This window comes from Tersicoccus sp. Bi-70 (assembly GCF_001968825.1).
Classification (GTDB): Bacteria; Actinomycetota; Actinomycetes; order Actinomycetales; family Micrococcaceae; genus Tersicoccus.
In genome coordinates this window covers 545,092-569,524 of record NZ_MIEU01000016.1, presented here as the reverse complement: position 1 = coordinate 569,524, position 24,433 = coordinate 545,092, and the positions used below count along the sequence as shown (strand labels likewise).

At 72.9% G+C, this 24,433-nt stretch carries 20 protein-coding genes and 1 riboswitch; of the genes, 13 read left to right on the top strand and 7 right to left on the bottom strand.

The window, feature by feature from the left end:
* Window positions 1–105 precede the first annotated feature (105 nt).
* The 4 genes from BGP79_RS17135 (at window position 106) to BGP79_RS15020 (ending at window position 4,429) form a co-directional block, all read left to right on the top strand.
* Window positions 106–378 (top strand): hypothetical protein, encoded by a 273-nt coding sequence (locus tag BGP79_RS17135; protein WP_369800242.1) that lies wholly within the window; start codon window positions 106–108, stop codon window positions 376–378.
* Window positions 379–438: 60 nt separating this feature from the next.
* On the top strand, window positions 439–1,299 hold the full coding sequence (locus BGP79_RS15030; RefSeq protein WP_076696826.1) for a fumarylacetoacetate hydrolase family protein: 861 nt from the start codon (window positions 439–441) through the stop codon (window positions 1,297–1,299).
* Window positions 1,300–1,482: 183 nt separating this feature from the next.
* A riboswitch (SAM riboswitch) is annotated at window positions 1,483–1,599 on the top strand.
* 36 nt (window positions 1,600–1,635) lie between these two features.
* Window positions 1,636–3,054: an MFS transporter gene (locus tag BGP79_RS15025; RefSeq protein ID WP_076696824.1), complete on the top strand. Its 1,419-nt coding sequence runs from the start codon at window positions 1,636–1,638 to the stop codon at window positions 3,052–3,054.
* Window positions 3,047–4,429, top strand: coding sequence for an LLM class flavin-dependent oxidoreductase (locus BGP79_RS15020; RefSeq protein WP_233121584.1), 1,383 nt, complete (start codon window positions 3,047–3,049; stop codon window positions 4,427–4,429). Before BGP79_RS15025 ends, BGP79_RS15020 begins: the two co-directional genes overlap by 8 nt.
* A 77-nt stretch (window positions 4,430–4,506) precedes the next feature.
* Here the strand turns inward: BGP79_RS15020 and BGP79_RS15015 are convergent, their stop codons facing one another.
* Both BGP79_RS15015 and BGP79_RS15010 read right to left on the bottom strand, forming a co-directional pair.
* Window positions 4,507–6,417 (bottom strand): BCCT family transporter, encoded by a 1,911-nt coding sequence (locus BGP79_RS15015; RefSeq protein WP_076696823.1) that lies wholly within the window; start codon window positions 6,415–6,417, stop codon window positions 4,507–4,509.
* 81 nt (window positions 6,418–6,498) lie between these two features.
* Window positions 6,499–6,837, bottom strand: a complete 339-nt coding sequence (locus tag BGP79_RS15010) for a bifunctional 3-phenylpropionate/cinnamic acid dioxygenase ferredoxin subunit (RefSeq protein ID WP_198928492.1) — start codon at window positions 6,835–6,837, stop codon at window positions 6,499–6,501.
* Window positions 6,838–7,077: 240 nt separating this feature from the next.
* Between BGP79_RS15010 and BGP79_RS15005 the strand changes: the two genes are divergently transcribed.
* The 3 genes from BGP79_RS15005 to BGP79_RS14995 all read left to right on the top strand — a co-directional run bounded on the left by BGP79_RS15005 (window position 7,078) and on the right by BGP79_RS14995 (window position 12,267).
* A complete protein-coding gene (locus BGP79_RS15005; RefSeq protein ID WP_233121582.1) occupies window positions 7,078–8,454 on the top strand; it encodes an NAD(P)/FAD-dependent oxidoreductase in 1,377 nt (458 codons plus the stop codon).
* A gap of 127 nt (window positions 8,455–8,581) precedes the next feature.
* On the top strand, window positions 8,582–9,730 hold the full coding sequence (locus BGP79_RS15000; protein WP_076696817.1) for an aromatic ring-hydroxylating dioxygenase subunit alpha: 1,149 nt from the start codon (window positions 8,582–8,584) through the stop codon (window positions 9,728–9,730).
* The gene (locus tag BGP79_RS14995; protein WP_076696815.1) at window positions 9,727–12,267 is read left to right on the top strand and encodes an FAD-dependent oxidoreductase; all 2,541 of its coding nucleotides are present in this window, start codon (window positions 9,727–9,729) and stop codon (window positions 12,265–12,267) included. Before BGP79_RS15000 ends, BGP79_RS14995 begins: the two co-directional genes overlap by 4 nt.
* A 44-nt stretch (window positions 12,268–12,311) precedes the next feature.
* On the opposite strand, the gene BGP79_RS14990 is transcribed toward BGP79_RS14995, so the two are convergent.
* Both BGP79_RS14990 and BGP79_RS14985 read right to left on the bottom strand, forming a co-directional pair.
* The gene (locus tag BGP79_RS14990) at window positions 12,312–12,956 is read right to left on the bottom strand and encodes a GntR family transcriptional regulator (RefSeq protein ID WP_076696814.1); all 645 of its coding nucleotides are present in this window, start codon (window positions 12,954–12,956) and stop codon (window positions 12,312–12,314) included.
* Window positions 12,957–13,084: 128 nt separating this feature from the next.
* On the bottom strand, window positions 13,085–14,224 hold the full coding sequence (locus tag BGP79_RS14985) for a VIT1/CCC1 family protein (protein WP_076696812.1): 1,140 nt from the start codon (window positions 14,222–14,224) through the stop codon (window positions 13,085–13,087).
* Between the two features lie 147 nt (window positions 14,225–14,371).
* Here BGP79_RS14985 and BGP79_RS14980 point away from each other — a divergent pair, with 147 nt between their 5' ends.
* Window positions 14,372–14,944 carry a helix-turn-helix domain-containing protein gene (locus BGP79_RS14980; RefSeq protein ID WP_076696810.1) on the top strand — a complete coding sequence of 191 codons (573 nt, stop codon included), beginning with the start codon at window positions 14,372–14,374 and terminating at the stop codon, window positions 14,942–14,944.
* Between the two features lie 103 nt (window positions 14,945–15,047).
* Here BGP79_RS14980 and BGP79_RS14975 read toward each other — a convergent pair whose 3' ends face one another.
* Window positions 15,048–16,625 (bottom strand): sodium:solute symporter, encoded by a 1,578-nt coding sequence (locus BGP79_RS14975; protein ID WP_083701977.1) that lies wholly within the window; start codon window positions 16,623–16,625, stop codon window positions 15,048–15,050.
* 252 nt (window positions 16,626–16,877) lie between these two features.
* On the opposite strand from BGP79_RS14975, the gene speB reads away from it, so the two are divergent.
* Window positions 16,878–17,906, top strand: a complete 1,029-nt coding sequence (speB, locus tag BGP79_RS14970; RefSeq protein ID WP_076696807.1) for an agmatinase — start codon at window positions 16,878–16,880, stop codon at window positions 17,904–17,906.
* Window positions 17,896–19,560, top strand: coding sequence for a thiamine pyrophosphate-binding protein (locus tag BGP79_RS14965; protein ID WP_076696805.1), 1,665 nt, complete (start codon window positions 17,896–17,898; stop codon window positions 19,558–19,560). Before speB ends, BGP79_RS14965 begins: the two co-directional genes overlap by 11 nt.
* A 118-nt stretch (window positions 19,561–19,678) precedes the next feature.
* On the opposite strand, the gene BGP79_RS14960 is transcribed toward BGP79_RS14965, so the two are convergent.
* Entirely contained in the window at window positions 19,679–20,392 is a 714-nt protein-coding gene (locus BGP79_RS14960) for an ABC transporter ATP-binding protein (RefSeq protein ID WP_076696803.1), read from the bottom strand.
* A complete protein-coding gene (locus tag BGP79_RS14955; protein ID WP_076696801.1) occupies window positions 20,389–21,465 on the bottom strand; it encodes an ABC transporter permease in 1,077 nt (358 codons plus the stop codon). Before BGP79_RS14955 ends, BGP79_RS14960 begins: the two co-directional genes overlap by 4 nt.
* A gap of 206 nt (window positions 21,466–21,671) precedes the next feature.
* On the opposite strand from BGP79_RS14955, the gene BGP79_RS14950 reads away from it, so the two are divergent.
* From BGP79_RS14950 to BGP79_RS14940, 3 genes are read left to right on the top strand one after another with little or no spacing between them, the layout of a single operon-like run.
* The gene (locus tag BGP79_RS14950) at window positions 21,672–23,024 is read left to right on the top strand and encodes a sensor histidine kinase (protein ID WP_076696799.1); all 1,353 of its coding nucleotides are present in this window, start codon (window positions 21,672–21,674) and stop codon (window positions 23,022–23,024) included.
* A complete protein-coding gene (locus BGP79_RS14945; protein WP_076696797.1) occupies window positions 23,021–23,650 on the top strand; it encodes a response regulator transcription factor in 630 nt (209 codons plus the stop codon). Before BGP79_RS14950 ends, BGP79_RS14945 begins: the two co-directional genes overlap by 4 nt.
* 60 nt (window positions 23,651–23,710) lie before the next feature.
* The gene (locus BGP79_RS14940; protein ID WP_143588448.1) at window positions 23,711–24,418 is read left to right on the top strand and encodes a hypothetical protein; all 708 of its coding nucleotides are present in this window, start codon (window positions 23,711–23,713) and stop codon (window positions 24,416–24,418) included.
* The last annotated feature ends 15 nt before the right edge of the window (window positions 24,419–24,433 follow it).

The following is a 24,433-nucleotide window of genomic DNA, read 5'->3' as shown; positions in this document are numbered from 1 at the left end:
ACCCGGGGCGGGCCGTCGTCGTCAGTGGGCTGACCTCGCCCGCGCCAGCGCGGGCTCGGGCCGCAGGGCGTCGTTGAGGCGGGCAGTGGCCGCGATGTCGCCTCCCTGTTCGACCTGCTGGGCACCGGATACACGCTCCTGAGCACCGACGCCGGCGGCGATCGGATCGACACCGAGCCCTGGCGGCGGGACGCGGACCGGCGCGGCCTGCCGCTGACGATCGTCGACCCGCGCCGGCACGGGTTCGCCGCGATCGCGGGCGATGCCGCCGTGCTCGTCCGGCCCGACCAACACATCGCCTGGATCGGCCCCGTGTCGGCCGACCCCGTCCCCGTCCTGGACGACGCCGTCACCGGCGTGCTGCCCACCGTGCCCTGACCACGCCGACCCGTCCGTCCCTGCATCACCATCTCGACTCACCCCAGCGGAAGGAACGCCATGCGCTTCGCCAACCTCGACGGTCGCGCCGTCCTGCTCCAGGCCGATCGCGCCCTCGACATCGCCACGGCGAGCGACGGGCGCTTCCCGGCGGACCCGAGCCTCGTGTTCGACCGGTGGGACGACCTGCGGGCGTGGGCCGACACCGTCGACGTCGCCGGTCACGAGGCAGCCCAACCATTCGACCCGCAGCGCCTGGCCGCGCCGTCGCCCCGGCCCCGGCAGGTGATCGGCGTCGGCCTGAACTACGCCGACCACGCCGCCGAGTCGGGTCTCGCCCTGCCCGAGAAGCCCGTCGTCTTCACCAAGTTCGCCTCCTCGATCGCGGGGCCCGACGTCGAGGTGTCCCTGCCCGGCGACACGGTCGACTGGGAGGCGGAGCTGGTCGTGGTGATCGGCCGCGGCGGCCGCGACATCCCCGAGGCCGAGGCGCTGGACCGGATCGCGGGCTTCACCGTGGGTCAGGACCTCTCCGAGCGGACCGTCCAGTGGGAGGGCGAGCCGGCCCAGTTCAGCATGGGCAAGTCCTTCGCCTCCTTCGCCCCGACCGGACCGGCCGTCGTGACGCTCGACGAGTTCGCGGACCCCGCCGCCCTGGCCGTCACCGCGACCATCGTGGGGGAGGACGGGCAGGAGAGCCGGGTGCAGGACGGCAACACGGACCAGCTGGTGTTCGGGGTCGCCGATCTGGTCGCCCGGCTGTCGGCGACGCTGGACCTGCTGCCCGGCGACCTCATCTTCACCGGTACGCCGCCGGGTGTCGGGGCCGGCATGAAGCCGCCGCGCTTCCTGCGCGCCGGCGAGACGCTGACCACCGAGATCGAGGGGATCGGCACCATCACGCAGCGCTTCGTGCGCTGAGACGTCGCCGTCAGCGGCCCGTCCCCGTGATCCGGGGGCGGGCCGTCGTCGTTCGCAGGGCTTGGCCGTTCGCAGGGCCTGGTCGTCGTTCCGGGGCATGGTGGCGGACGCGCAGCGAATGACGAAACGTGACGGGTGCCGGTCGCGGCCGGCCGCCGTCGGCGTCTAGCGTGGCGCACGAAGAATCATGAGTTCCAGCCACGCGGCCCTGGCCGGCTGGACGGCAACCCTCGCCGCTGTCGCGGGGTGCCCCAGGTGACGATTCGGCCCGCGCGCCAACGCCGTGGGCAAGGATGGCGGCCTGACGGGCACGCCCGGACTCCCCAGGGAGAAACCATGCTCCAGGCCAGCAGGAGCGCGCTCACCCGCAAGCGCGTCCTCGGATCGGCATTCGTCGGCACCACCATCGAGTGGTACGACTTCTACCTCTACGGCACCGCCGCTGCCCTGATCTTCTCCACCCAGTTCTTCCCGCAGGGCTCGGCGCTGGGCGGCATCCTCGCCTCCTTCGCGACGTTCGCCATCGCCTTCTTCTTCCGCCCGATCGGCGGCATCATCGCCGGGCACCTGGGCGACCGGATCGGACGCAAGTCGCTGCTCGTGATCTCGCTGCTCACCATGGGGGTCGCGACGACGGGGATCGGGCTGCTCCCGGCCTTCTCCGTCGGGGGCTGGTTCACCGTCGTCGCCCTGATCGTGCTGCGTCTGGCGCAGGGCCTCTCCGCCGGTGCGGAGTGGGGCGGCTCCGCCCTGCTCTCCGTCGAGCACGCCCCCGCCCGGCACCGCGGCTTCTTCGGCAGCTTCACCCAGATCGGTTCGGCCGCCGGGATGCTGCTGGCCACCTCGGCGTTCGCGGGCACCCGTGCGGCGGTCGGCGAGCAGGCGTTCCTGGTCTGGGGGTGGCGCCTGCCCTTCCTGGCCAGCGCCGTCCTCGTGGCCGTCGGCCTGTGGATCCGCCTCGGGGTGAAGGACGCCCCCGAGTTCGCGGAGCTGCGCGCCGCCGAGAACACCGCCCACGCCCCGGTCCGCGAGGTGCTGCGCCATCACCGCCGCGGCGTGCTCGTCGCCATCGGGCAGCGGCTGGTGCAGCCGGCCATCTACTCGATCCTGACCGTGTACACGCTGACCTACGTCAGCGCGAAGCGCGGCGACGCCGGCAGCGTTCTCGCGGCCGTGCTGATCTGCTCCGCGCTGGGGCTGCTGTCCGGGCCGTTCTGGGGCAACCTCTCCGACCGGTGGGGTCGGCGCCGCATCAGCCTGATCTCCGCGGCGCTGGGCGGCGTGCTCGTCTGGCCCTACTTCGTGTTCCTGGACAGCGGTCCGCTCGCGCTGCTGCCGCTGGTCTACATCCTGGCGATGAACGGCATCCACGACTCCATCTACGGGCCGCAGGCGGCATGGTTCGCCGAGCAGTTCCCGGTGCACGTGCGCTACAGCGGGGTGAGCCTGGGCTACCAGGTGGGCACGATCCTCTCGGGTGGCCTGACGCCGTTCATCGCGGCGGGCCTGCTCGCCCTCGGCGGCAACGCGCCGTGGCTGATCTGCGCCTACATCAGCGTGCTCGCGGTCGTCAGTGTCATCTCCGCGGTGGCCGCGGCGGATCCGGTCGGCGACGCCCGTCGCACCGGGCTGAGCCTGGACGCCGACGCACCGACCGACGCCGCACCGGTCGCCGTCCCGACGACGGCGAGCGCGACCGCGACACCGACCGAGACCGCCGAGACCGCCGAGACGAAGGGGTACAGCCGTGCCTGAGAGCTCCACCCGACCCATCCTGCTCAGCGCCTTCGACATGCCCACCCCGGTGCACCAGAGCCCGGGCCTGTGGCGCCACCCGGAGGACCGCAGCAGCGAGTACACCGACATCGCCTACTGGGTGCAGCTCGCGCAGACCCTGGAGCAGGGCGGCTTCCACAACCTGTTCTTCGCGGACGTGCTCGGCCAGTACGACGTGTACCGGGGCGACGCCGACGAGGCGGTTCGCGGTGGGGTGCAGTTCCCCCTGCTGGACCCGACCGTGTTGGTGCCCGCGCTCGCACAGGCCACCACGCGGCTCGGCTTCGGCGTCACCGCGTCCACCGGCTACGAGCACCCGTACCTGCTCGCCCGCCGCCTGAGCACCCTGGACCACGTCACCCGGGGCCGGCTGGCCTGGAACATCGTCACCTCCTACCAGGATTCCGCCGCCCGCAACCTGGGGCTGGACCGGCAGCTCGGTCACGACGCGCGGTACGAGCGGGCCGAGGAGTACCTCGACGTGCTCTACCAGCTGTGGGAGGGCACCTTCGACCCCGGCGCGGTGCGCCGCGACCGGGAGTCCGGCGTCTACACCGACCCGGCGGGCGTCCACGGCGCCACGCACGACGGTGAGGCGTTCACCGTCCCGGGCCCGGCACTCGTCGAGCCCTCCCCGCAGGGCACCCCGTTCCTGTTCCAGGCCGGCGCCTCCTCCCGCGGGCAGCGGTTCGCCGCCCGGCACGCGGAGGCCATCTTCCTGATCGGGCACACCCCGCAGGTCGTCGCCGGCTGGGTGCGGACCATCCGGGAGGAGATCGCCGCCGCCGGGCGCGACCCGCGCAGCGTCAAGATCCTCGCCGGTGTCACCGTGATCGCCGACCGCACGGACGACGCGGCCCGGGAGCGGCTGGAGAGCTACCGGCCGTACATCGACGTCGAGGCGGCGCTGGCGCTGTTCGCCGGCTGGACCGGGGTCGACCTGTCCACGGCCGACCCGGACGCCCCGCTGACGCACGCCGTCACCGACGCCAACCAGTCCGCGCTCGCCGCCTTCACGAAGCTGGACGCGGACGCCCGCTGGACGCCGCGCCGCCTGGCGGAGTTCGTCGGGATCGGCGGCCGCGGCCCGGTGATCACCGGGTCGGGCAGCACGGTGGCCGACGAACTGGAGCGGTGGGTGGCCGAGGCCGACGTCGACGGGTTCAACGTCATCTCCGCGGTGCGGCCGGCGGACACGGAGTCGTTCGTCCGCCGGGTCAGCCCCGAACTGTTCCGGCGCGGCCTGCTCGAGCCACCGCGGCCCGGGGCGACACTGCGCGAGACGCTCTCCGGTGCCGGCCCGTCCCTGCCCGCAGACCACCACGGGGCCGGCTTCCGGCGCGCCCGCGTCTGAGCACGGCAGCACCACCAGCACGAAGGGCGGTCACCTCGAGGGTGACCGCCCTTCGTCGTCCGTCGGATCCGCCGTTGTCAGTCCCGCTGCCAGGGGAAGCGGACGCGCCGGCTGCGCCTGGTGTAGATCGGCTCGCCGCCGGCGGTCGCGTCGACGGCGGGGAAGCTGCCGGTCTCCGGGGCATCGGACCGGCGGGTGACCAGGTCGAACTTCTGGTGCCCGTGCTCCTCGACCCCGTCGCGGATGGTCCGCCGCAGGATCGACTCGGAGAGCTGCCGGCGCAACCAGATCGGGTCCCGCTGGAGGTCCTTCACCAGGGCCACGCACAGCAGGATCATCACGATCACGAACGGCAGCGACGAGACGATCGTGATGTTCTGCAGGCCGGTCAGGGCCTCGTCGGGTTTGTCGCCACCGGCCAGGAGCATGACGGCCGCGACGGCGCCCATCAGCACACCCCAGAACACGACGAGCGGCTTCTTCGGCTCCATGGTGCCGTTGGAGGACAGCGACCCCATGACGATCGACGCCGAGTCCGCGCCGGTCACGAAGAAGATCGCGGTCAGGACCATCGCCAGGATGACCAGGGCCCCGAGCAGCCCGGGCGCCAGGTTCAGGTTCTGGAACATCACGTAGATCGTCGAGCTGGAGTCGCTGATCGCCTCGGCCAGGCCCCCGTCCGGGTTCTGCTGCAGCTGGAAGATCGCCGTCCCGCCGAAGATGGCGAACCAGATCACCGAGATCACCGACGGCACGAGCAGCACGCCGGTGACGAACTGCCGGATGGTGCGGCCGCGGCTGATGCGGGCGATGAACAGCCCGACGAAGGGCGTCCACGAGATCCACCACGCCCAGTAGAAGATGGTCCAGCCCGAGAGCCACGTGGCCAGCCCGTCGCCGCCGGTGGCGGAGGTCCGGGACGCCATCTCGGCCAGATCCCGAAAGTAGTCGCCGACCGCCGCCGGGATGAGGTTGAGGATGAACATCGTCGGGCCCACGACGAAGATGAAGACCGCCAGGATGACGGCGAGGACCGAGTTGGTGTTGGCGAGCCACTGGATGCCGCGCTCGATGCCGGAGACGGCCGACGCCACGAAGGCGGCGGTCAGCAGGGCGATGATGAGCACGAGCACCGGGGTGGCGCTCTCGCCGATCACGCCGTTGAACTGCAGCCCGGCGCCGATCTGCAGGGCGCCGAGGCCGAGCGAGGCGGCGGAGCCGAACAGCGTCGCGAAGATCGCGAGCATGTTGATCACCTTGCCGCCCCAGCCGTCGACGCCGCGGCGGCCGAACAGCGGCACGAACGCCTCGGAGAGCAGGTTCTTCCGTCCCAGCCGGAAGGTGCTGTAGGCGATGGCGATGCCGACGACGGCGTAGATCGCCCACGGGTGCAACGTCCAGTGGAACAGGGACGTGGCCATGGCGGTCTGGATCGCCGCGGAGGTCTGCCCGTCGACGGTGCCCGGTGGGGGAGTGACGAAGTGGGTCAGCGGCTCGGCGACCCCGAAGAACATCAGGCCGATGCCCATGCCGCACGCGAACATCATCGAGATCCAGGACCCGGTCCGGAACTCCGGGGCCTCCCCGTCGCGGCCCAGCGGGATCCGGCCGTACCGGCCGAGCGCGAGCCACAGGACGAAGACGACGAACAGGGAGGCCACCAGCACATAGAGCCAGCCGGCCGAGTCGAGCACCCAGGTCAGGGCGCCGGAGGCGACGGAGGACAGGCTGGTGGGGCTCAGGAAGCCCCAGACCACCAGGCCGAGGACGAACGCGCCGACGATGCCGATGATCCACGGGTCGAGCCGGCCCACCTCCTCCCCGTTGGCGAAGCCGCGGCGCGCCTCGCGCCGGGTCTGCTTGAGGGTGTCGAGCAGGTCGGTCTCCTGCTCGGCGACCGAGTCGGAGCTGTCCAGCAGGACCGGAGGCACGTCCTCCGGTGGGGCGTCACCCGGAGGCGACGTCGTCTTGTCGTGGTCGATACTCATCGAGGTTTCCTCTCGAGGGCGCGCTGCTGCACCCCGTGATCGCGGGTCCGTGACGTCCCTCGACGTTACGCCCCGGGGACCTCACAGGCTCAATCCCGGGGGAAGGTTGGGTGCCTCGGCGGACTCCTCGACCAGCACGACGCCGTCCACCACCTCGACGCGGTGGGTGCGGACGGGGCGCTTGGCGGGGGGTGCGTCGACCTCACCGGTGCGCAGGTCGAACCGGGACGCATGCAGCGGACACTCGACCTCGCATCCCTCCAGCCAGCCGTCCGCGAGGGAGGCGTCCTGGTGGGTGCACGTGTCGTCGATGGCGAACACGTCGCCGTCGTCGGTCCGGAACACCGCGATCGGGGGGCTGGTCTCCAGGCGCAGCGATTCTCCCGGAAGCAGCTCATCCAGTGAGCAAGCACGGTGCACGGTGACTCCCTTCTCGGGGCCGGCGGGAGCTCCCGATGACGAGACCAGCATCCGCGTCCGGGAAAGGGCCGTCAACCCCTGTCAGGTCAGCAATATGTGACAGATATACAAGATCGCGGAAACATCAATTCTACTTCGGAGAATGCTTGACAGCCGTGCGATCGCACCGGCACGCTGGACCGCATCGGCGGCCGGCGCGGGACCTGCGGAGCCGGCCCGTCGATCCCAGAGCACCAGTGCATGAAGGCGGGTCGTGTGCAGTCGATCATCATCGTCGGAGCCTCCCTGGCCGGACTGAGCGCGGCCCGCGCCCTGCGAGCCGGCGGCTTCGGCGGAGAGCTGACCGTGGTCGGGGCGGAGCACGCCCGGCCCTACGACCGGCCTCCGTTGACGAAGGACTTCCTGCGCGGCAGCTGCTCGACGGCGGACCTGGCGCTGGAGGCGGACGAGGACCTGGGAGCCCGGTGGCTGCTGGGATCGGCCGCGGTCTCCCTCGACGCGGCGACCCGCACGGTCGGGCTCGCCGACGGGACCACGGTGCGCGCCGACGGCGTGGTCCTGGCCACCGGCGCCGACGCCGTCGACCACCCCCTCCTGCCGGTCGGGCCGAACGTGCACACCCTGCGCACGATGGCGGACGCCGAGCGGCTGCGGGCCGAACTCGGCGACGGGCGCCGGCTCGTGATCGTCGGGGCCGGGTTCATCGGCACCGAGATCGCGGCCAGCGCGGCGGCCCTCGGCGCGGACGTCACCCTGCTCAGCCAGGACGCCGTGCCGCTGCGGCGCGCGCTCGGGGAACCGATCGGCGACTTCCTCGCCGCCGAGCACCGGGCGCACGGCGTCCGCGTGATCGCCCCGGCCCGCATCACCGACGTCGACCGTGCCGGCCGGGCCGACGAGCCTCCCGGCGCGGTCACCGCCCTGCGCCTGGCCGACGGGACGGTGCTGCCGGCCGACGTGGTCGTCGTCGGCATCGGGTCCCGGGCCGCGACCGGCTGGCTCGCCGGCTCGGGCCTGCGGCTCGCCGCGGACGGCGGGGTGCTGTGCGACGAGTCCGGCCGGGCGCTCGCCGCCGAGGACGCCGACACGGACAGGATCGATCCTGGAACCGTCGATGCTGGAGCCGGCGGTGCTGCAGCCGTCGTCGACGGGGTCGTGGCCGTCGGCGACTGTGCGGCCTGGTGGGACCCGTACCGCGGCACCCACCACCGGCTCGAGCACTGGACCGGCGCCGTCGAGCGGGCCGGCATCGTCGCGGGCGTCCTGCTGGACACGCCGGGACGTCCCTGCCGCGCCCCCTACTTCTGGTCCGACCAGTACGACCTGCGGCTGCAGGTGGCCGGGGTCGTGAGCGGGCACGACGAGCTGCGGATCGAGGAGGGCAGCGTCGCCGGTCGCTCCTTCCTGGCCCGCTACTACCGGGCGGGCGAACCGGTCGCGGTGCTCGGCGTCAACCAGCCGCGGCTGTTCACCCGCGCCCGGCGCTCTCTCGGTGCCGGCCCCGCCGCCGGGCCCTCCGCGGTCAGCGCGGGCGCCGGCATCGGCACGAGCGGCAGTGCCGCCGACGGCAGCGTCGGCAACACGGTCGACGGCACCGGAACCGCGCTCGCGTCCTGACCCGGACCGCCTGTCCACGCGTCGCACCCGACCGGGCAGCGTGGGCGGGCAGCGTTCCCGTCCTCCGTCGAACCGTCCCACGCCTCCCGTCACCTCCCGTCCCGTCACCTCCTGAGCGGAGCACCCCATGAACCCCCTGGCCCGGATCTCCGAGAGCCTGATCCCCACCCTGCCCGGCCACACCTACGTGGACCCGGCCGTCTTCGCCGCGGAGCAGGACCGCATCCTCGAGCAGATGTGGTTCTGCGCCGTCCGCGCCGACGACCTGGACAAGCCCGGCGCCTGGCGCACCGCCCAGATCGGCCGCGAGTCCGTCGTCATCACCCGCAACCGGAAGATGGAGCTGCGGGCGTACTACAACATCTGCCGTCACCGCGGGGTCAAGCTGTGCATGGAGGACGCCGGGCAGGCGAACCGGGCGTTCCAGTGCCCGTACCACGCCTGGACGTACGACCTGGACGGGAAGCTGATCGCCGCGCCCAACCTGACGAAGATGCCCGACATCGACCGGAAGACCTACGGTCTGGTCGACGTGCCGGTCCGGGAGTACCTCGGGTATGTGTGGGTGTGCCTGGCGGAGGAGCCGCCCTCGTTCGAGGAGGACGTGGTCGGCGCCATCGAGGAGCGGCTCGGCGACGCGCACGCCATCGACGGCTACGACGTCGAGCACCTGAGCCTCGGCCGGCGCATCGTCTACGACGTCAAGGCCAACTGGAAGCTCATCATCGAGAACTTCATGGAGTGCTACCACTGCGCCACCATCCACCCCGAGCTGACCGAGGTGCTGCCGGAGTTCGCCGACGGGCTGGCCGCCCAGTACTTCGTCGGCCACGGCGCGGAGTTCGGCGGGGACGTGCAGGGCTTCACCATCGACGGGTCCGCGGGCGTCGACAAGCTGCCCGGCGTCGACGACGACCACGACCGGCGCTACTACGCGGTGACCATCAAGCCGACGGTGTTCGTCAACCTGGTCCCCGACCACGTCATCATCCATCGCATGTTCCCGCTCGCCGTCGACCGGACGGTGGTCGAGTGCGACTGGCTCTACCTGCCGTCGGTCGTCGAGTCCGGCCGGGACCTGGACGCCTCCGTCGAGCTGTTCCACCGCGTCAACCAGCAGGACTTCGACGCGTGCGAGCGCTGCCAGCCGGCCATGGGCTCGCGGATCTACGCCGACGGCGGCGTGCTGGTGCCGAGCGAGCACCACATCGGCCTCTTCCACGACTGGGTGCTCGAGCGCCTGGCCGGCCTCGAGCAGACGACGGGATCGCGATGAGCCCGGCCGGCGCCCCTTCGCGCGGCAAGCGGGTCGTCATCATCGGCGCGGGCATCGTCGGCGCGAACCTCGCCGACGAACTCGCTGCCCGCGGCTGGACGGACGTGACCGTGATCGACCAGGGGCCACTGCCCCTGACCGGCGGCTCGACGTCGCACGCCCCCGGGCTCGTCTTCCAGATCAACACGTCGAGGACCATGACGAAGCTGGCCACCTACACCGTGGAGAAGCTGACCGGGCTGGACGCGTTCGCCGCGGTGGGCGGCCTCGAGGTGGCGACCACGCCGGAGCGGCTCGCCGAGCTGCACCGCAAGCACGGCTGGGGCCGTTCGTGGGGTGTGGACGCCACGCTGGTGGACCCGATCGAGGCCGGCCGGCGATTCCCGCTGCTGGACGCGGACCGGGTGCTCGGCGCCCTGCACATTCCCTCGGACGGGCTGGCGTCGGCCGTCCGGGCGGTGGACGCCCTGATCGCGCGGGCGGGCGCACGCGGCGTGCGCTTCGTCGGCTCGACCCGGGTGACCGGCGTCGACGTGCGCGACGGGCGGGTCCGCGGCGTGCGGGTGATCCCCGCCGGTGGCGCGCCCGGGGCAGGGGCCGCAGATCGAGCGTCCGGGGGAGTGGAGGACACCGTCGACGCCGACGTCGTCGTCTCGTGCGCCGGTTTCTGGGGTCCGCAGGTCGGCGACCTGGTCGGCCTGTCGGTCCCGCTACTGCCGATGGCGCACCAGTACGTCACGACGACGCCGCTGCCGGACCTGGCCGCGGTGCCCCGGCCCGCCGGGGTGGACGCCGTCCTGCCGATGCTGCGGCACCAGGACCGCGACCTCTACTACCGGCAGTGGGGCACGACGATCGGCATCGGCAGCTATGCGCACCGGCCGATCCCGGTGGATCCGGCGGAGATCGCCCGCACCGACCCTGCCGCCGTCACGCCCGACGCGATGCCTTCCCGGCTGGACTTCACCCCCGAGGACTTCGAGCCGTCGTGGAAGGAGAGCGTCGAGCTGCTGCCGGCGCTCGGTGCCGCCGGCATCGCGGACGGTTTCAACGGCGTCTTCTCCTTCACGCCCGACGGCGGGTCGCTGGTGGGGGAGTCCCCGCAGGCGCGCGGCTTCTGGATCGCCGAGGCCGTGTGGGTGACGCACTCGGCCGGCGTCGCCCGGTCCGTCGCCCAGATCCTCGTCGACGAGCACCCCGAGGTGGATCTGCACGAACTCGACCTCGCGCGGTTCGAGGCGGTGCAGCTCGACGCGGCGTACGTCCGCGAGACGTCGTCGCAGAACTTCGTCGAGGTGTACGACATCATCCATCCCCTCCAGCCGCGGCTCTCCCCGCGGGACCTGCGGCTCTCCCCGTTCCATCCCCGCCAGGTGGAGCTCGGCGCGGTGTTCCTGGAGGCCGGCGGGTGGGAACGGCCGCACTGGTACGAGGCGAACGCGGCCCTCGTCGACGCCCTGCCGGAGGACTGGACGCCGCGGGCGCGGGATCCGTGGGCGGCCCGGTTCCACTCGCCGATCGCGGCGGCCGAGGCGCACGCGACCCGCACCTCGCTGGCGATGTACGACATGACGCCGCTGAAGCGGGTCGAGGTCGCCGGGCCGGGGGCGTGTGCGCTGCTGCAGCACCTGACCAGCGGGAAGATCGACAAGTCCGTCGGTGCGGTCACCTACTGCCTCGCGCTCGACGTCACCGGCGGCATCCGCTCGGACCTGACCGTCGCCCGGATCGAGGACGAGCTGTTCCAGGTGGGGGCGAACGGCGGCATCGACGTCGACCTGCTGGTCAAGGCGGCCGCCGACGCGATGGCCGCCGGCGGGCCGCCGGTCACCGTCACCGACATCACGGACACGACCTGCTGCGTCGGGTTCTGGGGTCCGAACGCCCGGGCGTCGCTCGCGACCCTGACGGATGCGGACCTGACCAACGAGGGGATGCGCTACTTCCGCGGGGCGACGATCGAGATCGCCGGGATCCGGGTGCGGGCGCTGCGCCTCTCCTACGTCGGTGAACTCGGCTGGGAGCTGTACGCCGCCACCGAGGACGGGCTCGCCCTGTGGGACGCGCTCTGGGAGGCCGGCCGGCCGTTCGGCGTCGTGGCCGCGGGCCGGGCCGCGTTCAACGCCCTGCGCCTGGAGAAGGGCTTCCGCTCGTGGGGCACGGACATGACCACCGAGCACGGACCGGAGGCGGCCGGCCTGGCGTTCGCCCTCAGCCCCACGACGACGGCGGACTACGTGGGCCGGACGGCCGTGGCGGATCGCGCCGACCCGCTGCGCCTGACGTGCCTGACCGTCGACGACGGGCTGAGCGTGCCGCTGGGCAAGGAGCCCGTGCTCGTGGACGGGTCGCCGGCCGGGTACGTCACGAGCGCCGCGTTCGGTTACACCGTGGGCCGGCCGGTCGCCTACGCGTGGCTGCCGGACGGCCTGGCGGTGGGGGACCCGGTCGCGATCGAGTACTTCGGCCGGGCGGTCCCGGCGACGGTCGCGGCCGAGCCGCTGGTGGACCCGGCGGGGGAGCGGGTGCGCGGCTGACCGCGGACGGCGTCGTCGGTGAAGGTGGTGTGGTGCCGTCGTCCTCAGAGGGACGCGCGCACCGTGGCCTCGAAGTGGGTGACGTGCTCCTCGGCGAGCCGGGCGGCGGTCTCAGCGTCGGCGTCGAGGATGGCCTGCAGCAGGTCGGCGTGCTCGGTGACGTTCTCGTTCATCGGGGGCATCCGGTCGAGCACGTAGTTCCACAGCCGCAGGGCGACGTCGAAGTAGTGGCTGAGGGTGTCCTCGAGGTACGAGTTGCGCATCACCGCCCAGATGACCTGGTGCACCTCACGGTCGAACACCATGGCCTGCGCGGTCGACACCTGGGCCACCGAGGGCACCCGGTCGAGCAGGTCGGTGATGCGGGACCGGTCCCCGTCGCCGAGCCGGGTCGCCGCCGTGCGGGCCGCGAAGGCCTCCATCACGCGGCGGGCGTCGGAGATGGCCCGCAGGTCCAGCAGGCTGACCTCGGTGACGATCGTCCCGCGCCGCGGGTACACCTGGACCATCCGCTCGGCCTCGAGCCGCTTGACGGCCTCGCGCATCGGCGTCCGGCCGACCCCCAGCTCGGTGCGCAGCCGGTCCTCGTCCAGCGCGGTGCCCGGCGGCAGGCGCAGATCGATGATCCGGGCGCGCAGCTCGTGGTAGGCGCGCTCGGCCATGGATCCGGTCACTGACGGCGGGGTCATGCGGCTCCGATCGGCTCAGGGGCTGCGGTACAGAAGTCCACCGTACGCTGATATGTCTGTCCGCTCCCCGGCCTCGTCGCCCTTGTTCGCGACGTTCGCGACATCTCACCGACGCCGCGGATCGGGCGTCAGATGCCGGCCGCGCCGAACAGCAGGCCGAGCACGTAGGTGACCAGCGCCGCCCCGTACCCGATGGCCAGCTGACGCAGGCCGCGCAGCAGCGGGGACGCGCCGGAGAGCAGCCCCGTGATGCTGCCCGTGACGAGCAGGGCGAGGCCGACGAGGACGGCGGCGACGACGAGGGCCGCGAGCCCGGTGAGCCCGAGCAGGTAGGGCAGGATCGGGATGAGGGCGCCGGTCGCGAACAGGAAGAACGAGGACGTTGCCGCGGACCAGGCCGAGCCCAGGGCCTGCAGGTCCTCGGTCGGCAGGTGCGCCGGGTGGGCGGAGCGCGACGGGTCGCAGTCGCAGGCGTGCGCGCCGAGCCGCTCGGCCGCCCGGTGCTGGGCGTCCTCGGCGCTCATCCCGCGGGCGCGGTAGACCAGTTCGAGCTCGTTGGCGTCGATGTCCAGGTAGGGGGCGGCCTCGAGGGTGATCTGGGTGGGCCGGGACGCCAGCAGCAGTTCGCGCTGCGACTTGACCGACACGTACTCGCCCGCGGCCATGGACAGCGCCCCGGCGAGCAGGCCGGCGACGCCGGTGGCCAGGACGACGCCGTTGCCGACGCCGGTCGCCCCGATGCCCATGATGAGCGCGAGGTTGGAGACCAGGCCGTCGTTCATCCCGAAGACCGCGGCACGGAACGAGCCGGAGAGCTTGGCCCGGCCCCGGGTCGCGAGCGCCCGGACCACCTCACCGTGCACCTTCTCGTCGGCGGCCATGGAGTCCGTGGCGTGCTTGTCCGCCTCGTACGGGGAGCGGGCCTCCGCGTTCTGCACGAGGGCGAGGACGAAGACCAGCCCGAGATGGCGGGCGAGGAAACCGAGCAGCCGTGACCGCGGCGAGGGGCGCACGGCCCGGCCGGCGCGGTCACCGAGCAGTCCGGCCCAGTGGTCGGCGTGCCGCTGCTCGGCGCTGGAGAGGCCGAGCAGGATGTCCCGCTCCTCGCCCTGGCGACGGGCGGCCAGGTCGCGGTAGAGCGCACCCTCGGCGCGCTCCTCGGCGAGGTAGCGGCGCCACCGCCGGATGTCCCGCGGCGTGGCCTCCGCGGTCGGCAGCTGGTCGCTGCGCCAGAGGGGGTCGGAGGGCTGGGGAGCTCGGTTCGGCACCGCAGAATTCTACGCGGGCTCACCACGGCGTGGGCGGGTCTGTGGCCGACGTCATGGCCGGTGAGGCAGCTGGGTGCTTCCCCGTCCGCCGTGTACCTTGAGGCCATCCCCGGGACCTGCCGGGTTCCGTGACGTCGAGGGGCGCAGATGAAGAAACTGCCGGTGGCGCCGAGCAGCGCGCCCGTGCTGATCGGAGCGCGGCTGCGAGCGGTGCGGCAACGGCAGCGGCTGACCATCGAGGAGGTCGCGGCGGCCACGGGCCTGACCAAGGGCTTCCTCAGCCGGGTCGAGCGCGACCTCACGTCCCCGAGCGTCAGCTCCCTGGTGACCGTCTGCCAGGTGCTCTCCATCCCGGTGGGAGACCTCTTCACCACCCCGCACACGCACCACGTCCGGCTCGCCGACGCCCCGCGCATCTCGCTCGGCGGCGAGGGCATCGCGGAGCGGCTGCTGACCGACCGCGCGGAGCGGCGCGTGCAGATCCTGCACGCCACGATCGTCGGGCACGGCCGCGGAGAGTCCGAGCTCTACGCGGTGGACTGCGATCTCGACGTCATCCACGTCATCCGCGGGCGGCTCGTGCTCGTCCTGACCGACCGGCAGATCGAGTTGGACGAGGGGGACACCTACTCCTTCCCCGGTCGCGAGCCGCACAGCTGGTACAACCCCGATGCGGCCGAGGCCGTCGTGACCTTCACGCTGGTGCCCGCCGCCACCTGACGGCCGGCCCGCGCCGCCGGAGACGACGGACCCCGCCGGACCCGGGCCGGGAGGGGCCGGGTCCGACGGGGTCGGCGTAGCTGTCGGTGGGTCAGTGCGTCGGTCAGCGCGTGGGCCGATCGACGTCGGCCGCCGTGGCACCGGATGCGCCTGAGGCGTCGGCCGGCGTCGTCGTGCGCAGCGTCGCGGTGCGCGGGTCCGCCGCGGCGTCGAAGAACCCGCGACCGGCCCGACGCTCGTCCCAGTTCGTGAGGATGGCGTCCGGGGTGCGGGGCGTGAGCAGGGAGACGACGACGTAGCTGACGGCCGAGGCGATCAGGCCGTAGTAGATCGGCTCGTTGGCGTAGACCCCGTCCAGCGGCACGGCGGCGTTGATCTCGAGGATCGTCATGGTGCCGAGCGTGACCACGGTGCCGACGACCATGGACACGGCCGCGCCGGTCCCGGTGCCGCGGCGGAACACGAGGCCGCCGAGGATCGCGACGAGCAGGCCGCCGACGAGGATGTCGTAGGCGATGGTCAGGGCCGCGACCACCTCCGTCACGACGATGGCCAGCACGATGGCGACGACGCCGAGGATGAGCACCCAGGCCCGGTTGCCGCGCACGTCGTGCTCCGGGTCGGCCGTCGCGTCGACCTCGACGCGCTTGCCGAACCAGCTGGCCACGAACGGCACCACATCGGTGCGGGCCACCGTCGCGGCGGCGATCAGCGCGCCCGAGGCGGTGGACATCATCGCCGCGACGGCCGCGGCGAGGACGATGCCGCCGATGCCGATCGGCAGGATGTTCTGCGCGACCTCCGCGTAGACGTCGTCGCGGACCTTGATCTCCCCGAGCGCGACCTTCGCGGCCATGCCGATCAGCGCGCCGGCGATGCCGTAGAGCACGCAGTAGATGCCGGCGGTGGTGCCGCCCCAGCGGGCGACGGTGGGGGTGCGCGCCGTGAACACGCGCTGCCAGATGTCCTGGCCGATCAGCAGGCCGAACGTGTAGACGACGAACTGGGTGATGATCCACTGCACGCCGGCGCCGTCCCAGGCGAAGAAGGAGGACTCGAGACGGGCGGACATACCGCTGAATCCGCCCGCGGCGTTGAGGGCGAACGGCAGCATGAGGAAGAAGACGCCGATGGTCTTGATGACGAACTGCACCTGGTCGGCCAGGGTGATGGACCACATGCCGCCGATCGTCGAGTAGATCAGCACGACGATGCCGCCGACGGCGATGGCCAGCCACCGGTCCCAGCCGAACAGGACGACGAAGATGGTCGCGTAGGCGCTGGTGGAGGTCGCGCAGAGCATCACGGTGTAGGCGAGCATGACGACGGAGGAGGTCTGGGTGGCGACCCGGGAGCCGTAGCGCAGTTCGAGCATCTGCGAGACGGTGTAGACGCGCAGGCGCTGGATCGCGGGGGCGAACAGGAGGCTGAGCAGGATCACGCCGGTGCCGATGGCGACGACGAGCCACATGCCGGAGATGCCGTACTTGTAGCCCAGGCCCACGCCGCCCACGGTCGACGCGCCGCCGAGGACGACGGCGGCCATGGTGCCGGTGTAGAGCAGGGGTCCGAGGCGCCGGCCGGCGACGAGGAAGTCCGAACTGGTGCGGGTGCGGGTGCGTCCCCAGAACCCGAACGCCAGCATGGCGACCAGGTAGAGGATGACGATGGCGATGTTCATGAGGGCTCCGGATGACGGGCGGGCCTGCACGGCCCGGGAGGATCGGACGGATGAAACGCACCGGGCGCTGCCCTGCTCGTGCTGTCCCCACGATGACACTCGGGTGTTTCCCGGACGTATCGCTCGCGAAAATTCGCTCTAGGTGCAACGATTGTTACGCATGACACAACTACTCGTCCAGTGGTGCCGGTCCGGACGCCAGTCCGGACAACCGCCACGGCACGACGGGACGACCGGCCAGGAGGCACCAGCATGAACCCCGAACGCGTGATCGACAATGGCAGGATCGGACCGGTGAACGCGGCCCTCGTGCCCCGCTACGCCGGACCTGCGACCTTCGCGCGGCTGCCGCGCCTGGACGAGCTGCCCGGCGGGACCGGCAGCGCCGACATCGTCGTCGCCGGCGTCCCCTTCGACACGGGCGTCTCCTACCGGCCCGGCGCGCGCTTCGGCGCCAACCACGTGCGCGAGTCCTCGCGGCTGCTCCGGCCGTTCAACCCGGCCCTGAACGTCTCACCGTTCGCGACCGCGCAGGTCGCCGACGCCGGGGATCTCGCCGTCAACCCGTTCGACATCGAGGCGGCCCTGCAGACCGTCGACGAGGGCGTCACCGCGTTGATGGCCGACGGCGCGCGCGTCGTCACCATCGGCGGGGACCACACCATCGCGCTGCCGCTGCTGCGGGCCAACGCCCGCCGCCACGGCCCGGTCGCGCTGCTGCACTTCGACGCGCACCTGGACACCTGGGACACCTACTTCGGCGCGGCCTACACCCACGGCACCCCGTTCCGCCGGGCGTTCGAGGAGGGCATCATCGACACCGACGCCGTCTGCCACGTGGGCACCCGCGGGCCGCTCTACGGGACGGCGGACCTGGACGACGACGCCCGCTTCGGCTTCGGCATCGTCACCAGCGCCGACGTATTCCGGCTCGGGGTCGACGCCGTCGTCGCCCTGCTGCGCGAGCGGGTGGGCGACCGGCCGCTCTACGTCTCGGTGGACATCGACGTCCTCGACCCGGCGCACGCCCCCGGAACCGGCACCCCCGAGGCCGGTGGCATGACCAGCCGCGAGCTGCTCGAGATCCTCCGCGGCCTGCGCGGGATGAACCTGGTCGGCGCCGACGTCGTCGAGGTCAGCCCGCCCTACGACCACGCGGAACTGACCGGCGTCGCCGCCGCGCACGTCGTCTACGACCTGATCAGCGTGATGGCTCTCGGCGCCGGTGCGGCCCCGGGTGGCCCGGCCTACGGCGAGGCAGGCACCACCTATGGCAACTGAGGCCCCCGGAACCACCGACGCCCCGGTCTCGCGCCGCAACGGTGGCGACCTCGTCGTCGAGACCCTGTCCGCGCTCGGCGCCCGGACCGTGTTCGGCATCCCCGGTCAGCACGCCCTCGGCCTGTTCGACGCGCTGAGCCGGTCGGACCTGAGCTTCGTCAGCGCCCGGGTGGAGAACAACGCCGCCTTCGCCGCGGACGGCTACGCCCGCGCCACCGGCGAGGTGGGCGTCCTCTTCCTCTCCACCGGCCCGGGCGCCCTGACCGCGCTCGCCGGCCTGCAGGAGGCGTACGCGACCGGCGTCCCGATGATCGTCGTCGCCAGCCAGATCCCGCTGGCGGGACTCGGCGCGCGGCGCAAGGGCATGCTGCACCAGCTCGACGACCAGAAGGCCTCGGCCGCGAACGTCACCAAGAGCCAGCGCACCGTGCACCACGCCTCGGGCATCCCGTCCGCCATCCAGGACGCGTTCAGCGACGCGCTGACCGTGCCGCACGGACCGGTGTGGATCGAGATCCCACAGGACGTGCTTTTGAACGAGGTGTTCGTCCCGCCCGTGCACGACGCCCTGGCCGAGGTGCTCGAGCAGCCGGCCCGCGCCGAGCTGGTGGACGAGTCCGTGCACTGGCTCCGGGACGCCGAGCGGCCGGTGATCGTCGCCGGTGGCGGCGTGCGCCGGGCCGGCGCGGAGGCCGAGCTGCTGACCGTGGCCGAGGCCCTGCGCGCTCCCGTGGTCTGCTCCCCGGGCGGCAAGGGGGCGTTCCCCTGGGATCACGCGCTGTCCCTGCAGTCCTGGGTCGAGGACCGGCTCGTCACCGAGGTGCTCGAGGACGCCGACGTCCTGCTCGTCGTCGGGTCCTCCCTGGGCGAGGTCACGAGCAACTACTTCAGCCTCGCCCCGCGCGGGCGGCTGATCCAGATCGACGCCGAGCCGCGGGTGCTCGAGTCCAACCGGCCGGCCCTCGGCGTGCGCGCCGACGCGCGCCTGGCGCTGACCCAGTTGGCGGAGCAGCTGCCCGCCCGCCTGGCGGACGGCCGGGCCGAGGAGACGGTGCGGCAGACGCTCGCCGCCGTCCGGGAGCGGCTCGACGGGCAGGACCTGGACCGGGAGCAGGGCTTCATGGCCGGTATCCGGGACGCGGTGCCGGACGACGCGCAGACCTTCTGGGACATGACGATCGCCGCCTACTGGGCGTGGTCCTGCTGGGACGCGCGCACCGGCGGGTTCCACTCCGCGCAGGGCGCCGGCGGGCTCGGTTTCGGCTTCCCGTCCGGCATCGGCGGGGCGCTCGGCACCGGCCGGCGGGTACTCGCGGTCTCGGGTGACGGGTCCGCGATGTACTCGATCGCCGAGCTCGCCACCGCCGTCCAGCACCGCGCGCCGGTGACCTGGCTGATCGTCGACGACGGCGGCTACGGCATCCTGCGCGAGTACATGCAGGACACCTTCGGCAAGGCCACCGCGACCGAGCTGGCCCGGCCGGACTTCGTCGCACTCGCCGGTTCCTTCGGGGTGCCGGCCGAGCGGGTCGCCCCGGAGCAGGTGGGCGACGCGCTGCGCCGGGCCTGGCAGGCCGAGGGCCCGAACGTCGTGGTGGTCGAGACGCTGCTGCGCATGTTCGCCCCGACGCACCTCGTGGAGGACCTCGACTGACCCCGCTCTGACGCCAGCTCGTCAGTAGATGTCCTGGAAGGGCCCCCGGACGGGCCGGATGCGACATCTCTTGACGAGCTGGCGTGCGTCCGGCGGGCGTGAGGCTCGGGCGCCCGGCTCAGGCCGCGACGTCGGCCAGCTGCGCCGGGGTCATCGCGCTGAGCCGCCCGTCGACCATCCGCCACGCGCTGTCCATCCGGGGCAGGATGCGGGTCTCGTGGGTGACGAGCAGGGTCGCCGTGGAGAACCGCTGCGTCAGCTCGAGGATGAGGTCGACGATCTGGGCGCTGCGCTCGCGGTCCAGCGCGCTGGTGGGCTCGTCCACGACGAGCACCGCGGGGTCGTTCATCAGCGCCCGGGCCACGTTGACCCGCTGCCGCTGACCGCCCGAGAGCTGCGCGGGTCGCTTGCCGGCGTGCTCGGCCAGGCCGACGGCGTCGAGCAGGTCCTTCGCCCGGCTCTTCACGGCCGACCGGGCGGCCCGGCGGGAGCCGGACGTCGTCAGCTCGTTCATCACCTGCAGCTGTTCCAGCGCGGTCAGGGACGGCAGCAGGTTGGCCTGCTGGAAGACGAGCCCGATCCGGGACCGGCGCAGCTGTGCCCGCTCGGGCAGGCTCAGCGCGGTGGCGTCGATCCCGTCGATGGTCACGGACCCGCTGTCGGGCGTGATCAGCGTCGAGGCGAGTGCGAGCAGGCTCGACTTGCCGGAACCGGACGGGCCGGTGATCCCGGCGGCGGAGCCGGCCGGAACGGTCAGGCTCACGTCGTCGACGGCGGTGATGACACCGTCTCCGTCGGGGAAGGTCAGGGTCAGGTGGGACAGGTCGATCATCGGGCACTCCCCAGGGCGATCAGCGGGTCGGTTCGGGTGACGGAACGGGTGGCGACGGCGGCGCCGGCGAGGCCGAGCACCGTCATCGCGAGGGCGGGCAGCACGGTGGTGACCGGGCTGAGCAGGAACGGCAGGGCCGAGCCGGCGGCGATCCCGCCGAGCACGGTGATGCCGAGGCCCAGGCCGATGCTGACCAGGAGCACCAGCAGCGCCTGACCGAGGGCGTCGGTGACGAGCATCCGCGGGCTGGCGCCGAGCGCGGTCAGGACGGCGACGTCGGCGCGCCGCTGGATCGACCACACCGTGAAGAACGCGCCGACCACCAGGGCCGAGATGCCGAACAGCAGGCTCACCATCAGCAGCAGCGACCCCACCTCGGAGCGGAACGTCGACAGCGCGGTCAGCGAGCCGAGCACCGTGGTCGAGGTGGTGCCGGCGGCCGCGTCGGCGGCAGCGGTGTCGATGCCCGTGCCGTGCACGAGCAGGACGGTGCCGGCCGCGTTCGTCGTGCCGCCCGCACCGGGGCGGTTCCCGGTGCCGGTCGCGGCCAGGGCGCGCCAGTCGGCGGCGCCGAGGGAGACGACCGGCTGGTGCGAGTACCAGCGCTCGGGCCCGACCGCGGCCACCGTGAAGGTGCGCCCGGCGAGGGTCACGGTGTCCCCGGCGGTGACGTCGAGCCGGTCCGCGGTCTGCGCCGGGAGCACGACGTGCCCGGGGGCGAGGCGGGCGTCGGCCCCGCCGAACAGGGCGACCGCCTCGGTCCGGGCACCGGCGACCGCCCGGGCCGGGGAGATCCCGAGCGGCTCGACCGCGGTGACGCCGGGCCGGTTCTTCCAGGTATCGGCCTGGGCGTCCGTCACGGTCGAGTCGGCGTAACTGGCCTTCCCGTCCGCGTCGGGCGTGAAGACGACCCGGTCCGCGGTCAGCGCGGTGATCGCGGAGATGTTCTGCTGCACCAGGCCGCCGGTCAGGCCGCTGAGGAAGGTGACGAGCACGGTGATGAGGGTGACCACGGCGCCGATGAGCAGGAAGCGTCCTCGGGCGGCTCTGAGGTCGCGCCACGCGACGAACATGAGGATCCTTTCGGTCCGGGCGGTGCCGGACGGGTGGTGCGGTGCCCGTGCCGGGCCCCGCGTTTCTTCGGTGCCTCCAGCGTCCCGCGCGGCCGGGGGTGCGGGCATCGTGCGGACGGGCGTTCCTGCGGCGCCGTCGGGTGGAGATCCGGATCCACCTTTCGGACGATGCCCGCAGGCGGGTGTGCCCGGTACCTTGTCTCTTCATGGGGGAGATCGACGGAACGGGCGGCGGCGCGACCGCGGCCGATGTCCGCGCGGGTTCGTCGCTGACCCGCATCTCCGTGACGCTGGCAGTGGCCCTGCACGTGCTCGTCGTGGGCCTGTGCGTCGTGATCGTCGTGAACGCCCGCGACGACGGCCTGCCGGCGGTCGCCCTCGAGCTGGCCCTGGTGCTCGTGTTCCTGGCGGTGTGGTTCACCGGGGTCGCGATAGCCCGCGCCCGTCCCCCGGGGCGAGGGCGACCGGGGAGACGGCGACCGGGTCGACGGCGACGCGGGGCGCCGGCCGTCTGGCTCGCCGTCCTGTCCCTCGCCTGGCTGCTGCTGATCCTCGTCAGCGACGACGCCGTGTACCTGGCCTTCCCGCTCTTCTTCGTCCTCCTGCACCTGTTGCCGGTCGCGCGCGGGGTGGTCGCGGTGATCGTCGCGACCGTCGTCGCCGTGCTCGCCTTCGCCCGGCATCGCCCGGACGCCGGTTTCGCGGGGGTGCTCGGGCCGGTGATCGGGGCCGCGGTGGCCGTCGTCATCGCCTCCGCCTACCGGGCGCTCCTGCTGCAGATCCGCGAGCGGCAGCGGCTGATCGAGGACCTGACGGTGACGCGGAGCGCGCTGGCCGCCGCGGAGCGTGACGCCGGCGCGGCGCAGGAGCGGGCCCGGCTGGCCCGGGAGATCCACGACACCGTTTCGCAGTCGCTCTCCAGCATCATCCTGCTGCTGCACGCGGCGGACCGGGCCCCGGAGCCGGCGCGGGCGCAGCGCGTCGCGCAGGCGCGGGAGGCGGCGCAGGACGCGCTCGCCGAGACGCGGCAGTTCATCGCCGCCCTGCAGCCCGCGGCCCTGCACGGTCGTGGCGTCGCGACGGCGTTGACGCGGTTGGCGGACCGCACCCGGGCCGAGACCGACCTCGCCGTCACCCTGACGCTGCCGCCGGACCTGGCCGACCTGGCCGCCGTGCCCACGCCCGTGGAGGTCGGCCTGCTGCGGGTGGCGCAGAACGCCGTCGCGAACGTCGTCCAGCACGCGCGGGCCCGTCGGCTCGACCTCACGCTCAGTGCGCTCGAGGGGCAGATCGTGCTCGACGTCGTCGACGACGGCGTCGGCTTCGACGTGGATGCGGTGCTCGCGGACCGGCCCGGGGCGGACGACGCCGCCGACGCGGAGCGGGTGTCCTTCGGCCTGCGCGGCGTCCGGGACCGGGTGAGCGCCCTCGGCGGGGAGTTCGTCGTCGAGAGCGGACCCGGGCAGGGGACCAGCGTGGTGGCGGTGTTCGATGTCGACGGTGTGAGCCAGGACGGCGTGAACCGGGACAGCGGTCCTGGAGCGGAGTTGCCGTCATGACGCTGCGCGTGCTGATCGCGGACGACCATCCGGTGATCCGGGCGGGTCTCAGCGCTCTGTTCGACTCGGAACCGGACATCACGGTGGCCGGAGCCGTCGGTACCACCGCCGCAGCGCTCGAGGCGGCGCGGGAGCTCGGCCCCGATGTCGTGCTGATGGACCTGCAGTTCGACCACCGCTTCGAGGGAGCGGACGCGACACGGGCGATCCGGGCGCTGCCTCATCCGCCGGCCGTCCTCGTGCTGACCAACTTCGACACGGACAGCGACATCGTCTCGGCGATCGAGGCCGGGGCGGCCGGGTACCTGCTCAAGGACGCGCCGCCGGCGGAGATCGTGGCCGCGGTGCGGGCGGCCGCCGTCGGGCAGACGGCCCTCGCCCCGGCGGTCGCCTCCCGGCTGCTGACCCGGATGCGGCAGCGCCCGACCGCGCTGAGCGCCCGTGAGCTGGAGGTGCTCGACCTCGTCGCCGGCGGCCGGAGCAACACCGAGATCGCGCGGACGCTGCACGTGAGCGAGACGACGGTGAAGTCGCACCTCGCGCACATCTACCCGAAGCTCGGGGTCAACTCCCGGACGGCCGCGGTGGCCGCGGCGCGGGAGGCGGGATACCTCCGGCGCGGCTGAGAGCGTATTTCCAGCTCCGCCCACTGGTGGCCGGTGCCGTGGCGTAGCACGATGGTCGGCATGGATCATTGGGCGAACTTCCCCTGGTGGCTCATCTTCCCGATCTGGGCGATGGCCGGCGGCGGGTTCGCGGCGCGTCGGCGGGGCCGTCGGCGGACGCAGGAGCTGTCGCACGGCGGCGGTGCGCCGTCCCGGCCGCCCGCCACCGACGTCCGCGCCGATCGGCGCGCTCAGCAGGAGCGCCGGGTCGCGTCCGCGCGGCAGCTGATCGCCGACCACGACGCCGTCAACGGACGCTGGCTCGCGTACGAACTCGACGTCGCCCGGCTGATCGACTTCCCGATGATGACGGACGTGCGCGAACCGCTGACCGTCGACTTCATCCGCGCCAAGCGCGCGGCGGACGGGCTGCGGCCCGGCAGCCCCGAGGCCCTGCTGGCCGACGACGGGGTCGCGGAGTACCGGGAGGCGGTGCGCCGGTACGAGGTGGCGTTCGACCTCGCGGAGCGGGAGGCCGTGCGTCTGCGGGACGCCCACTACTCCGAGGGGGAGCAGCGCCGGCTGGCGCAGGCCCGGCAGCTGCTGCGCGTGGCGGTCGACCCCGGCGCCAGCGCCAACGAGCGCCAGGTGGCGTACACCCGAGTGCGCCGGGAGCTCGAGGGCATCATCGTGCTGCCGGTCGAGGCAGTGGCGGCGCTGGAACGCCGCGTCGTCCTCGGCCTCCCGTCCGGCTCCAGCGGCCGCCGTCCGACCGACGGCGCGGCCTGACGCCCCTGGCTGGTC